Annotated in this window: 16 protein-coding genes; 8 read left to right on the top strand and 8 right to left on the bottom strand. The window is 48.0% G+C overall.

Translation table 11 applies throughout. From position 1 onward, the window contains the following. The first annotated feature begins 31 nt into the window (after window positions 1-31). Entirely contained in the window at window positions 32-388 is a 357-nt protein-coding gene (locus tag N836_RS0138645) for a FeoC-like transcriptional regulator (protein WP_031293315.1), read from the top strand. On the opposite strand, the gene N836_RS58690 is transcribed toward N836_RS0138645, so the two are convergent. Next, complete coding sequence (locus N836_RS58690; RefSeq protein WP_023074167.1) at window positions 312-1,571, bottom strand: MFS transporter; 1,260 nt, start codon at window positions 1,569-1,571, stop codon at window positions 312-314. The genes N836_RS0138645 and N836_RS58690 overlap by 77 nt on opposite strands. Before the next feature lie 177 nt (window positions 1,572-1,748). Here N836_RS58690 and N836_RS58695 point away from each other — a divergent pair, with 177 nt between their 5' ends. Next, window positions 1,749-3,428 carry a glycoside hydrolase family 13 protein gene (locus tag N836_RS58695; RefSeq protein WP_023074168.1) on the top strand — a complete coding sequence of 560 codons (1,680 nt, stop codon included), beginning with the start codon at window positions 1,749-1,751 and terminating at the stop codon, window positions 3,426-3,428. A gap of 68 nt (window positions 3,429-3,496) precedes the next feature. On the opposite strand, the gene N836_RS58700 is transcribed toward N836_RS58695, so the two are convergent. The 3 genes from N836_RS58700 to N836_RS75990 all read right to left on the bottom strand — a co-directional run bounded on the left by N836_RS58700 (window position 3,497) and on the right by N836_RS75990 (window position 5,678). Beyond that, window positions 3,497-4,387, bottom strand: a complete 891-nt coding sequence (locus N836_RS58700) for an aldo/keto reductase (RefSeq protein ID WP_031293316.1) — start codon at window positions 4,385-4,387, stop codon at window positions 3,497-3,499. 101 nt (window positions 4,388-4,488) lie between these two features. Further along, window positions 4,489-5,373, bottom strand: coding sequence for a hydroxypyruvate isomerase family protein (locus tag N836_RS58705; protein ID WP_023074170.1), 885 nt, complete (start codon window positions 5,371-5,373; stop codon window positions 4,489-4,491). Window positions 5,374-5,393: 20 nt separating this feature from the next. Continuing rightward, window positions 5,394-5,678 carry a hypothetical protein gene (locus N836_RS75990; protein ID WP_152532204.1) on the bottom strand — a complete coding sequence of 95 codons (285 nt, stop codon included), beginning with the start codon at window positions 5,676-5,678 and terminating at the stop codon, window positions 5,394-5,396. Window positions 5,679-5,881: 203 nt separating this feature from the next. Here N836_RS75990 and N836_RS58710 point away from each other — a divergent pair, with 203 nt between their 5' ends. From N836_RS58710 to queC, 4 genes are all read left to right on the top strand, one after another. Beyond that, entirely contained in the window at window positions 5,882-6,481 is a 600-nt protein-coding gene (locus N836_RS58710) for a TetR/AcrR family transcriptional regulator (protein ID WP_023074171.1), read from the top strand. A 156-nt stretch (window positions 6,482-6,637) separates the two neighbouring features. Beyond that, window positions 6,638-7,027 carry a 6-pyruvoyl trahydropterin synthase family protein gene (locus N836_RS58715; protein ID WP_023074172.1) on the top strand — a complete coding sequence of 130 codons (390 nt, stop codon included), beginning with the start codon at window positions 6,638-6,640 and terminating at the stop codon, window positions 7,025-7,027. 28 nt (window positions 7,028-7,055) lie between these two features. Further along, window positions 7,056-7,673 carry a 7-carboxy-7-deazaguanine synthase QueE gene (locus tag N836_RS58720; RefSeq protein WP_200867442.1) on the top strand — a complete coding sequence of 206 codons (618 nt, stop codon included), beginning with the start codon at window positions 7,056-7,058 and terminating at the stop codon, window positions 7,671-7,673. 2 nt (window positions 7,674-7,675) lie between these two features. Further along, a complete protein-coding gene (gene queC / locus N836_RS58725; RefSeq protein WP_023074174.1) occupies window positions 7,676-8,368 on the top strand; it encodes a 7-cyano-7-deazaguanine synthase QueC in 693 nt (230 codons plus the stop codon). Between the two features lie 10 nt (window positions 8,369-8,378). On the opposite strand, the gene N836_RS76625 is transcribed toward queC, so the two are convergent. Then, window positions 8,379-8,522: a hypothetical protein gene (locus N836_RS76625; protein WP_023074175.1), complete on the bottom strand. Its 144-nt coding sequence runs from the start codon at window positions 8,520-8,522 to the stop codon at window positions 8,379-8,381. A 118-nt stretch (window positions 8,523-8,640) separates the two neighbouring features. Then, window positions 8,641-9,003, bottom strand: a complete 363-nt coding sequence (locus N836_RS58730) for a winged helix-turn-helix transcriptional regulator (protein WP_023074176.1) — start codon at window positions 9,001-9,003, stop codon at window positions 8,641-8,643. 161 nt (window positions 9,004-9,164) lie between these two features. Here N836_RS58730 and N836_RS58735 point away from each other — a divergent pair, with 161 nt between their 5' ends. After that, a complete protein-coding gene (locus N836_RS58735) occupies window positions 9,165-9,863 on the top strand; it encodes a glutathione S-transferase family protein (protein WP_031293319.1) in 699 nt (232 codons plus the stop codon). A gap of 184 nt (window positions 9,864-10,047) precedes the next feature. Here the strand turns inward: N836_RS58735 and N836_RS58740 are convergent, their stop codons facing one another. Both N836_RS58740 and N836_RS58745 read right to left on the bottom strand, forming a co-directional pair. Then, a complete protein-coding gene (locus N836_RS58740) occupies window positions 10,048-11,037 on the bottom strand; it encodes an NADPH:quinone reductase (RefSeq protein ID WP_031293320.1) in 990 nt (329 codons plus the stop codon). Window positions 11,038-11,110: 73 nt separating this feature from the next. Next, window positions 11,111-11,809, bottom strand: coding sequence for an SDR family NAD(P)-dependent oxidoreductase (locus N836_RS58745; protein WP_023074179.1), 699 nt, complete (start codon window positions 11,807-11,809; stop codon window positions 11,111-11,113). Between the two features lie 362 nt (window positions 11,810-12,171). Here N836_RS58745 and N836_RS58750 point away from each other — a divergent pair, with 362 nt between their 5' ends. After that, a complete protein-coding gene (locus tag N836_RS58750) occupies window positions 12,172-12,777 on the top strand; it encodes a TetR/AcrR family transcriptional regulator (RefSeq protein ID WP_023074181.1) in 606 nt (201 codons plus the stop codon). Window positions 12,778-12,949: the final 172 nt, after the last annotated feature.

Here is a 12,949-nt window from a genome sequence, read left to right on the forward strand (position 1 = left end):
GGGTTGTTTCTGGGTTCTCCGCTTTTTCCCTATGATTTTAAGTGAACTGCAAAACTATATCGCTGAGCAACATAAGGTCTCCCTGGCTCAAATGGAGCTGCGATTTGGTATCGATGCCAATGCCCTACGGGGAATGCTCAGCTACTTGATCCATAAAGGACGAGTCCATAAACTACCGGCTCCCGAGCGCTGTCATGGCTGCACTATTTGTTCAACCGAGTCCCTAGAATTTTATGAATGTGTGGCATCAGCGATGGTATCCCCGTCTCTAGCTGCAGCGAATGCTAACAACAGCTGTGGCGGGGCCTGTTTTATTGAAAAGAAACCTGCTCCTCAGGCTCCCCAACAGTCACTATTTGTTGTTTTAACACCGCCAAAATCAAGCTAGCGACAAATCCTCCAGTAATCAGATACAGCCATAAATTGTTTCCCAGGGTCTCAGGGTGATCGAGTGCCCAGCCGCCAAGGGCAGGACCCACCGTAAAGCCAATGGACCAGCATTGGGATTCTAAGGAGAAATAAATACCCCGTAGATGGGTGGGGGCCATTTCGCCGAGCAGCGAAATGCCTGCCGGGGAGTAAAGAATTTCCGACAGGGCTATCAGGCTAAAGGCACTAATGGTAATGATGAGTGCATTGGTGGGGGTGATGCCGACTACCCAAAGGAGAAAGAACGCAAAACTCCAGAGGGTTAGGGCGATGAGCAGCACAGAGACTTGGTTGATAACTTTGACTAAACGGGTAATGGGCAGCTGTAGGACAATTTTTAGAAACACCTGCCAAACAAAAAAGTAGCTAATCCATTGTTCTGAGAAGCCGGTTTCAGTATTGCCGCTGGGGATAAAGTTGGCTAAGTAGAGGGGGAGTGTACTGGTGTGCTGGGCGGCGTAGATGGTGAAAATAATGTTAGCGCTGAGATAGGTGAGCAAGGTGCGATCGCACAGTGCCTGCCACCAATCCTGCCATACATTACGCACATCGCTCTGAGGTTGTCGTGTTTCCTCAATGGCCACATAAATAACGCCAGCAAATAAAAGATAGGTTAATCCCTTGAGAATAAACAGAATGCTGTAGTCGCCGGACATCGCCACATACTGTCCGGCCAGCAGCGCCCCCAGAGCCAAACCCAGGTTATCCACCAAGCGCGTCAGCGCAAATGCTTCAGTCCGATTTTCGACAGTGGTCAAGTCTGTTGTCACCGATAAATTTGCGGGCCAGTATATACTCACCCCCAAACCCAATAGCATGTTACCGGCCACCAACAGCCCAAAACTATGGGCAAAGGCCAAACAAAAACAGGCTAACGCTGTAATCACAGCCGACAGCATCAAGGTGCCACGACGACCCCAATACTCAGAGTCAATCGCATAACCTGACCAAAATCGACCGGCCACCCCAGCCAGACCACTGCCGCTTAAGGCTAAGCCCACCTGGGTGGGCGAAAAGCCCAGCTCATTGACAAAGTAAATCGATGCATAAACTAAGGTAAACCCTTGACCGATGTACAACAGCAGTTGGCCAGTTGCCAGAATCCATATTTCGCGTCTCAGTTGAGGCAGCCAGGCTAGCAAGTTACTATCGCTCCAGAAGGTCCATTGTTATTCTCTTAGGTATCAAAAGGTTTTGTAAATAAACTTGTAGAGAAACCAAGGATTAGGAAGAGCCTTTGAGAAATAATCACTAAATGTAAAATCGGATACTTAATCGCTATACTTCCCTAGCAGCCGATTGTAGCGTGGAGTCTCCCCATGGTTAAACCCAGTCAGTCTCTAAAATGGTGGCAAGAGGGAGTTATTTACCAGATTTATCCACTAACCTACGCTGATGGTAACCAAGATGGTACGGGTGATCTACGGGGCATTATTCGACGCTTAGACTACCTCAATGATGGCGATCCAGATAGTGCTACATCCTTGGGTATCGATGCTATTTGGCTTTCTCCCATTAATACCTCACCGATGGTGGACAATGGCTATGATATTGCCGACTACAAGGATATTTGCCCTACATTTGGTAGCTTAGAAGACTTTGACGAGCTGCTGGAGAAAGCCCATCAGCGGGGTATTAGAATTATCTTGGATCTGGTCATTAATCACACCTCCAATCAGCATCCCTGGTTTTTAGAATCATCTGCTAGTCACGAGAATCCCAAAGCAGATTGGTATCTTTGGCAAACACCGTTTGCAGGACAAAAGCTACCGAATAACTGGCAGTCTTATTTTGGGGGGACCGGTTGGAAATATTGTGAAGCCCGCGATCAGTTTTATTTTCACACTTTCAACGAAAATCAGCCGGATCTTAACTGGCATAATCCGGATGTTCGAGCCGCCATCTATGACATTATTCGGTTTTGGCTAGACCGAGGTGTAGATGGCTTTCGTCTAGATGCATCTAGCGTCTACAGCAAAGACCCTTATTTTAGAGATAATCCGCTCAAGTATGAGGCAACTGACAGAAATAATTACAACAACTATCACCATTTGTATGACAAAAATCTACCAGAAACCCATCGAATTATTCGAGAAATTCGAGCGGTTTTAGAGGAGTATGACGATCGTGCTCTAATTGGCGAAACGTTTATTGATAATCGTCTTTACGACTCTGTCATTTTTCACGGTGTGGATCAAGATGAACTACATCTAGCGATTACATTTGAATTTCCCTTTAGTCCCTGGTATCCCGGCTATCTACAGCGAGAAATTGAGAAAAACGAAATTACCATACAACCTAGTGCCTGGCCTTGCTACTTCCTTGACAACCACGATATTCCTCGACATCTTTCTCGCTGGATTGACTGCAGTCTATGCGTTGATTCTGAGGCTATTGCTAAAGCTGCAGCCACCTTGTTGCTGACTGTCCGAGGTACGCCCCTGCTCTACTATGGTCAGGAGCTAGGTATGGTAGACAACACCGATATCCCCGAAGAGAAACTACAAGATCGGGCCGTGGTCCAAAGTGAAACAGAAGAAACCCCCGACTCCCGTGATGGTGCCCGTACTCCCATGCAGTGGGATGGTGGGTCCCATGCAGGCTTTAGTTTTGGCCAGGATATAGAACCCTGGTTGCCTGTTCATGCTAATTACCCAGAATTAAATGTACAAACAGCCTTGCAAAATCCGGATTCAATTTTGAACTTTTATCGTCGGCTATTACGGGTGCGCAAACAGAGTGAAGCACTGCGTTGGGGAAAATGGCGTACCCTGGTGCATTATCCCCATGAGCACATGGTATATCTGCGGGAAACAAAGACAGAGACAGTTTTAGTTGCCATTAATTTCTCCTACGAACAACCCTTTAAACGAGATGTCACCATTGATGGTGAAAGTTGGACAGTGCTGTTATCCACTCACTATGAGGCAGGAAAATTAATTGACTTAGCCGATAATCTACAGGCCTTTGAGGTATCAATCTTACAAAAGAGCCGATAGAGTGAGACAATCATTAAATGTGGTGTCTTATCGGTGCTCAGCCAACGGTATCAGTGGGACAGTTACATCTAAAGAGAATTGAGCTGAGCTAATTCTGTATCAGAAAGTGAGATAGTAGTAGCTTTAACGTTGTCTTCTAAATGGGCAATCATCGTAGTACCCGGAATTAGCAGAATGTTGGGAGCACGATGGAGCAGCCATGCTAAAGCAATCTGGGTCGAATTAACATTATGGGTCTGGGCAATTTGAGCCAGGATGCCTTCAGTTTGAGCTAGCGGTGCCCCACGTCGTAACGGATGAGCGCCAAGGGAACCGTAAGGAATAAAGGCAATATTATGGGCTGTGGCATAGTCCAGAGTTGCTTCATGGCTGCGGTCCATCAGACTAAAGCGGTTTTGCACCGAGGCAATGGCAGTAATCTTTTGGGCAGCTTGAAGTTGCTCCAAAGTAACATTGGAAACACCGATGTGACGAATTTTGCCTTCCTGTTGCAGTGTTGCTAAAGCTTGAATTGACTCAGTAAATGGAACTTTAGGATCAGGGCGGTGAAGCTGATAAAGATCGATAGTCTCTCGCTTAAGCCGCTGTAAACTACCCTCCACTCCACGTCGTAGGCTCTCAGGACGGCCATCGGCCTGGATATTATCGGGAGCGGGTTTATGAATACCGCCTTTGGTGGCAATGACTAAATCTGGCCCATAGGGATGCAAAGCATCGGCAATAATCTCTTCGTTGGTCCCAGGGCCGTAAGCTTCAGCCGTGTCGATAAAGTTAACACCCAGCTCAACAGCACGACGTAAAAGTTGCTTACCACCCTCCCAATCGGCATAGGGACCAAAATTACCCGGCTGTCCAGTCAGGCGCATGGCTCCATAGCCAAGACGATTGACCAGAAGTTCTCCCCCAATGAGAAACTGGGTAGATGGGTGGGTGTTTTGATTTGAAGTGTTAGGATTCATTGTCTTCTCAGTAGGTAAAGAAATTTCTAAGCCAATCTTGTCGCTTGAGCGACAGCCGCCAATTAGCGATGGGTTCAAAACCCAGTGTGGGAGCTGGTCTCTCAACCTGCAAGAGTTGAATCAAGCTGATCGTAGACATCCAAAACGGCTTGCTCTCCTGCTAAACCAGGTTGGGAAAGAGAATGCTCCATCTCAACCAACCCGGTATATCCTTTGGAATAAATATGCTTGAGGATATTGTGATAGTTGATTTCGCCACTGCCAGGTTGCACTCGCCCTGGGACATCAGCAATTTGAAAACAGGCGATCTCATCCCAGACACGGTCAATGTTCTCAAGGATGTTGCCGCCTTCCATCTGAACATGAAAGGTATCAAAAACAAGCTTCACCGCTGGGCTGTTAACTGCTTTGACAATGAGATAAGCATGGGGAATGGTGGTCATAAAGGTGCCATGCCACCAGCGCCCGGTAATTGCTTCCAGACCCAAGACAATGCCAGCGGACTCAGCTAGCTCCGCGCAGTATTTGAGATTCTCAATCATATTTGCTGTTTGATAATTCCGATCTAGACGTGGATCTAAAGGTCCAGATAGGGTTGTCACATATTTACCATTAACTCGTTTGGCCACTTCGATCGTTTCTCGAAGCTGTTGTAGCAATATCTCTCTAGCTTCAGGGGCATCACTGACAAAGGTGGGCTGGCCTAGCTCTAAGTTGTTAACAAAACAACCCATGTGCATACCATGGCGTTCAAGTTCTTGACCGATTTTAGTTTGAACTTCAACCGGACGGGTTTTGAGAAAATTGTCTTCAATCCCTGCAAAGCCTTGCTCAGCAATAAATTTAATTTGGTCTATTGGGTCACGTCCAGCGTGTTCTAGAAAGAGCACATCATCCGGGGCCGTAAGGCCAATATGGGGGACATAGTTGAGGTGATGTCCGCGCTGATTTTGAACTCGTTGTTCTGAAGATGTTGGAGACGTCATTGTATTTTGTGAGGTAGAGGTTAGCTGTCAGCGTTGAGCCATCGACGAAATTGTTGCTGGAGTCTAGGCATGATGATGTAGGTCATGAGATAAACCAATACAACGGTGAGAATCAACGTTCTGAGCGGTAATGGCAGGGTATTGAGGAAGGGACTAAATAACCAGAGAATGGCTGTGATTAATGGGTAAATAGCGACCCAGGTGAGCAAAAAGAGCTTGTAACGGCGAGGAAAGGGTAACCGCCTAGGGGATTTGACCGGAAACTCTCGGTGTATGTAATGCCTGCGAGGATTTAAGTAACTCATGGTTTTCGTTCGCAATCTTGAATAGAGTGAACTTATTTTATTTCCGTTACGTTCCGTAAACTAATTGAGAATAACAATCGACACTTGAAGCGGGTTTTCCCGCCGAATTTGCTTTGGGTTGATTTTTGATTTAATATCGTTACGTCACGTAACTAAACTATCTTGACCTCATAATTTTTGTCAAGGGGGTTCTATCAAGAGATATGGGTAAAACATCGGCATCCAAGGTATCTAGAGGGCCAGGGCGTCCTCGTTCTGAAGAAATCCGGCAGCGGATTTTGGAGGCAGCCTATGAACTTATGGAAGATGTGGGCTTTAATGACCTGACGATTGAGGCCATTGCGGTCAAGGCCGGTGTGGGTAAGCCAACTATTTATCGTCGCTGGTCCAGTAAAGCTCGGCTGGTGATGGATGCCTTTTTTGCCGCGACTAATTCGGAGCTGATCTTTCCTGATACGGGGTCGGCGAAAGAGGATATCCGACAGCAGATGAAGCAGTTGGTTGTTGTAATGACCAGTTCCCGTGGGCAGATGATTGCGATGCTGATTGGGGGTGGGCAAACCGATCCAGAGCTGATTGAGGCATTTCGTGAAAATTGGCTGATGCCCCGTCGTAATCATGGTGGTCAGGTGTTCAAGCAAGGGATTGAACGGGGAGAATTGCGAGCGGATGTTGATTTGGACGTGATGATTGATGCTCTTTACAGTCCTCTTTTCTATCGTCTTTTGCTGAAGCATGCGCCGCTGACAGAAGCCTTTGTGGATTCGTTGGTGGATGTTGTTATGCAGGGGCTGGCTATTTGAAACTCATTGATGCACGGATTATAATTTGGGCTCACACTATAGATAGGGGCTTATAAAAGTTTAGGCTTCTACATGTAGCGTGATATGCATATCTACTGACAGGAGCAACTGCGGTAGGATACGCGATCGCACAAGGCAAGTAAGGTAAGAAGGGATATGCCCAAGTGGAAGCTAAAGACCGAGTTCACATTTGATGCGGCCCACTATATCCGCGACTACGATGGTCCCTGCGGTCGGATGCACGGTCATACCTACCGAGTACGTGTTGAAGCGACCTCACATCAACTGCATGCATCTGAGTTTTGTCCTCATCCAGCCATGGTGACAGACTTCCGCACATTGCGCTGGGCGAAAAGGGACGTTTTGAAAGGCGGGTTAGACCACTGCGTACTCAACGAAGTTTTGCCCGATAGCTATGAAACTACGGCTGAAATGATTGCTCAGTATATCTACGACAAAACTAAAAAAGATTTGCCAGAGCAGATTCGGCTGAAGGTAGCGGTTTCAGAAACCCCTAACTCCTGGGCCGAATATGAGGACGACTAACGTTACCCTTAATGATGTTTACAAAATTATGATGCCTACCATTGCACCCACTCAAACATTGCCGATTGTCGAAACCTTCCACTCCGTTCAGGGTGAGGGAGTTTGGACTGGTGTGAGTGCATTTTTTATTCGGTTAGCGGGCTGTGATGTGGGCTGCCCTTGGTGCGATACAAAACATTCCTGGTCAACAAAGCACCATCCACAACAAACGATTGAGACATTAGTCAAGCAGGCAACAGCCGTAAATCCTCACATGGTTGTCATTACAGGGGGTGAGCCTTTGATGCACAATTTGTCGCAGCTGTCGAAAAATCTTCAGGAATCTGGGTTGCGTACCCACCTGGAAACATCTGGGGCTCATCCATTCAGTGGCCAGTTTGATTGGGTATCGTTTTCGCCCAAACAGTTTAAGCTACCGCATCAGAGCATCTACCCTCAGGTCAATGAGTTAAAGGTGGTGGTTGCGGATGCTCGAGACCTGGAATGGGCCGAAGTTCAGGCTGAAAGAGTACCCAAGGATGCTGTCAAGTTGCTCCAACCTGAATGGAATAGCCTAGATAGCCTATCCCTCATTTTTGACTATGTTCTGAAACATCCTGACTGGCGCATCAGCTTACAAACCCATAAGTTTTTAGGAGTGAGGTAGGGATGAACCCGACAGCGATTGTTCTACTGTCAGGCGGGTTAGATTCGGCAACGTCTGCAGCCCAGGCCATGGCAGATGGTTATGACTTAATTGCTCTCTCTTTTCGCTACGGACAACGGCATGAGCGGGAACTAGCAGCGGCTCGACAAGTGGTAGCCAGTTTGAACATTCGGGAGCATCAGGTTGTGGATATAAACCTGGCCCAGTGGGGTGGTTCATCGTTGACAGATCCAGCGATGATGATACCCACCGACGGTGTAAAACCGGATGAGATTCCCTCGACCTATGTGCCTGGTCGCAATACTGTTTTTATCGCCATTGCTCTTTCCCTGGCTGAAGCCCGAGGCGCGGAGGCAATTTATCTGGGCATCAATGCGGTGGACTATTCTGGTTATCCGGATTGCCGACCAGAATACTTAGCCGCTTTTCAGCATCTAGCCACATTGTCGTCTAAAGCAGGACTGGAAGGGAAAGCACCTAAGCTCATCGCTCCGTTGGTAATGGATTCCAAGGTAGACATTGTGCATCGGGCTCTCAAGCTTGGGGTGCCCATTGAGCAAACCTGGTCTTGTTATCAAGGAGGAGAAGAGCCCTGTGGGCTATGTGATTCTTGCCGGATTCGAGATCAAGCTTTGATTGACGCAGGTCGGCCTGATCTTGCAACTTCGAGAGGGCGCAGTTACGTCCGCTCTTAACACCGAGCCACTACCCGAGCATCAATACAAAAATCTCCGCCACCTGGTGTTTGGCGGTCTCACCGCCGTGCGGTTGACTATCCAGGATCTGCACAAATGCCACTATGCTGAGCCCAACGATTGGAGTAAACCCATCTCCACCGGAGGACATCATCTCTTTCTGTTGATTAATTTATCTGTTTGATACAACATTAGAATTCAACAGCGGCAGCAACTTTGGACTTTGATTAACGGTCTGTGCTCCGCTGTTACAACGTAGTTAGGCAGAGAGACTAGATATTGTTTGTTTCTGCCCAATTTTTGAGCTCTGCCAAAAAGCCTAGCGCAGTATGGCCAAACTCAGTGAGTTGATATGTAACAGCAATAGGTCGATCGCTCACCACCTCCCGCCTAACTAAGCCCGCTTCCTCCATTTCGCGAAGTCGCTGCACCACCATCTTCTTGCTGGCTCCACCCAATTGCCGTGCCAAATCGTTAAAGCGTACCGGGCCATTTTTTAGGTGCCAGAGAATCGACCCCTTCCATTTTCCACCCAAAACTCTCATGCCTCGTTCAATCGGACAAGGTTCCAGACAGGGTTCTGAAACGTGTTTACGGCCTTGAGCATCGGTAGTGATTCCTAAAGAAGTGCCCATGGGAGATGTGGTTACTAAAAGTAAACTGGTTGACTCTAGTGACTTACCTGATTATGTTAAGTCACGTCAGCAGCAAATGTCATGAGTCCCGCTTTTGTTGGGCTATTTGCTTGCTGTCCATACCTTTTAAGTTTTTAGTCATCGCCCGCCAGGAAATCCCTATGTCTATCCCCAATATCCATCTCTATACAGCCTCCACGATGAATGGCTGGAAACCTGTCATTTTTCTCGAAGAAGCAGAGGTTGAGTACGAACTGACATATATCGACTTTGGCAAAAAAGAGCAGAAGTCTGAGTGGTATATGCGGCTCAATCCTAATGGTCGTATTCCTACTATTGTCGATCGAAGCAATCATGATTTTGTTGTCTTCGAATCTGGCGCGATTCTTTGGTACTTAGCAGAGAAATACCAGAAGTTTCTGCCTAGGGACGAAAGGGCAAGATCGCAGGCTCTGCAATGGTTGATGTTCCAAATGTCTGGCATTGGCCCAATGATGGGCCAGGCCATGTACTTTCAGCGCATAGCAGCCCCTAAGGGGCACGAAGATCCTTATGCGATCAATCGTTATGTGACTGAGTCTCAACGACTGTTGCAGGTGTTAGATAAGCAACTTGCAGGTAAAGCTTATTTGCTGGGTGATGACTTCACCATTGTGGATATTGCTACGTATCCCTGGGCACGGTCTTACCCCTGGGCCAAGGTTTCGATAGAGGGGTTGGACAATTTAAAAGCCTGGTTTGATCGCATTGATGCTCGCCCCGCTACCCAAAAGGCTGTCACCATTCCCAAACCTTTTCCTGCATTCTTCGGCAAAGGAGATGAAGCCACCGCCGAAACAGAAAATGCTTCTCGTTTTTAAGACCTGAAAATGAGTTTGCCTCTGTCCATCGCATCATAGACAGCTTGGTTTTCTCCTTCGATTGCGATTTATAGAAATCCTGGCTGATGGCCTTCGATATCGATGGACATGTACAAGGCAAAGCCCCTACGAGATTATTCATTTTGCATTGGGGTGCCTGAATTCGGATTTGGTATTAGATGATTTAAACGACATCAATCACAACCTTGCCGATGAGTTGGCCACTGTCCACCGCATCATGGGCCACAGCGGTTTCACTTAAGGGATAGTGGGCGGCAATCAGATACTGAAGCGCCCCATCCTGAATAGCCTGATTAATGTCTTTTGCAGCTGCTTCATGGGCTGCCTCACTCATGGCATAAACCAGTACTGTGCGTAGGGCCGCATTTTTGTAGAGCAATTCGTAAAAGGGAATCTTTACTGTGGGCGCATTACCCGACTCATAGGTGGCAATCACACCATTGTGGGCAACAAGTTTGGCATTGATATCAATGTTGGCTGCCAGGGCGACATCGACGATGCGATCGCACCCCCGCTTCCCCACAATCTCCCTGACCCGAGCAACGACATCTTCCTGCCGATAATTAATTACATAATCAGCCCCCATCTGCTTGGCAACAGCGGCTTTTTCATCACTACTCACTGTGGCCAGAACTGTCTTCGCGTCACCCCACTTAGCCAGCTGAATGGCATAGCTGCCAACTGCACCGGCCCCCCCATGCACCAGCACTACTTTGTCAGTAATCGGGCCATCACTAAACACAGCAAAGTGGGCCGTCATCGCTGGAACACCGAGGCTAGCTCCTGAGGCAAAATCAAGGGCCTCAGGCATAGTCACGGCTTTGTGGCCAGGTACCACCACATAGTCTGCCGCTGTCCCAAATGCAGATTGTCGCTGGGCCTCATAGATCCACACCCGTTCTCCTATACGCTCGGAAGAAACACCCTCACCGACGGCATCAATTACTCCGGCACCATCATTGTGGGGAATGGTTTTGGCATAGGGTTGTTTTAAGCCCATCCAACCACTGCGAAACTTAGTATCAGAGGGATTAACGCCGGAAACATGAATTTTGACCCGTACCTCACCGGCTTTGGGTTCTGGCTGTTCCACATCGCCATATTTTAGAACGTCTGATGCCTTACCCGGTTGTTCATACCAAATTGCTTTCATAGCATTATTTTTCCTTTCGGGACCAATTTTTGGGGTGTACAGACGTTGCATGCAACGTCTCTCCATTTAACCTTTAGAAATTGATTTCGTTGCGATCGCGCCAAAACTTACCATTTTCCTGATCGGATGCTTCGGTCGCTAACCAGATAGCCGTATCCGCTCCTTGTTCTGGTGTCCGTGGCGCGGACGCGCCTCCCATATCGGTTCTCACCCAGCCTGGACACATAGCATTAACAACAATACCTTTAGAGCGAAGCGATTGGGCCAGCATGATAGTGGCACCATTGAGTGCCAGCTTGGAAAGACAGTAGCTGGGGGCTGTGGTTGTCAGACCGTCCAGTGCTCCCATGCCGCTGGAGACATTGATCACTCTGGCTTTGTCTGCTGCTTCCAGCAAAGGCAAGACAGCTTGCACCATGCGGATTACTCCAAAGGTGTTGGTGTTCATGGCTGAATCCAACAGTTCGCGAGAGATTGTCAGCATGTTGACGTTACTGTCGGGGTAAACTCCGGCATTGTTGACTAGTACATCCAGGTGGTTAATGCCTTGTGATTTAAGGTTCTGAACTGCTTGCTCCATGGAGCGATCATCGCTGACATCTAATTCGAGGGGAATGACGTTGCCGTTGAGTTTTTGGGCGGCTTGTTTGGCGCTATTGAGGGAGCGTGAGGTGAGGATTATGTCGTAACCTTTGGCGAGGAGACCTTGTGCGATCGCAAAGCCAATTCCACGATTCCCACCAGTTACCAATGCCCGTTTAGTTGTCATCATCTTATAGCTCCTAACTATCTGTGGCTAAATGCTCGTGGACGTTTGCATGGGTCTTGCAGATTTAATTGCAAATCCATCCTAAAAAATAACTACCAGCTCTAATAAGGCCGATAGGGCAACGGCCACAGCGGTGATTTTTAGAATTTCGTGCTCTTCTCGCTTCACCATTGGTTGATCCAATAAACGTTTGGAAGATTACGTCGCTGCACCTTCGAAACCGCACTTAAAATAAAAACGCTGCGTTTCGTATATTTATTTTTTAACCGATCCGTATCGGAAGTGTCAATCCCTTTGCTGAAATTTCTGTACGGTTCGTATCGTATGTATAATCAAAACATCCTGAAACGTTTGAGGAAAAAGGTATGCCGCGAGGAGGAGCTAAAGCTGAGCGCGGACGCCCGCGCTCAGTCGAGTCGAAGCAGGCCATTCTGATGGCGGCCTGGAACCTGCTGCAGCATTGCAGCGTACGTAAGCTATCGATTGAGGCCATTGCCCGTGAAGCGGGTGTGGGTAAAACGACGATTTATCGCTGGTGGCCTAGCAAGGCGGCGGTGGTGATCGATGCGTTTTTGGCTCAGGTAGAGGCCTGTCTGCCATTCCCAGAAACCAAGACTGCGGCTGAATCGTTGGCACTGCAGATGCAGCAAGTGGTCAAGATTATGGGCGGTGATGTGGGACGGATTGTGACCCAAATTATCGCTGAGGGTCAGTGTGATTCAAAAGCCTTAGAAAGTTTTTGCGATCGCTTTCTCAACCCTCGACGCGCCGCCGCTCGCCAGGTGATTTTGCAAGGCATTAAATCCGGCGAATTTGCCCCGGACCTGGACCCAGAGCTAGCCATGGATATTCTCTACGGACCCATCTACTATCGTCTACTGGTCAAGCATTTACCATTAGATGAGACATTTGCTGCTGCATTATCCCAGCAAGCAATTGCCAGCATTCTTAATCCCAAGCATTGCCGCTAACCCCTCCTGTGGCGGCGTTGTCAGCTCATCTTCATGGACAAGCCTGCTTGTTTGTAACCGGGAGAATGTTGGAACAGGAGCGCGTTTGCAAGTATCGAACCTATTCAGCCTAGTCTGCTATTGCAACCTGGAATATCTAGGGAACCGCCTCAGGTTCTGTGAGACATTATTG

The sequence above is a fragment of the Leptolyngbya sp. Heron Island J genome (genome assembly GCF_000482245.1).
GTDB lineage: Bacteria > Cyanobacteriota > Cyanobacteriia > Phormidesmidales > Phormidesmidaceae > Leptothoe.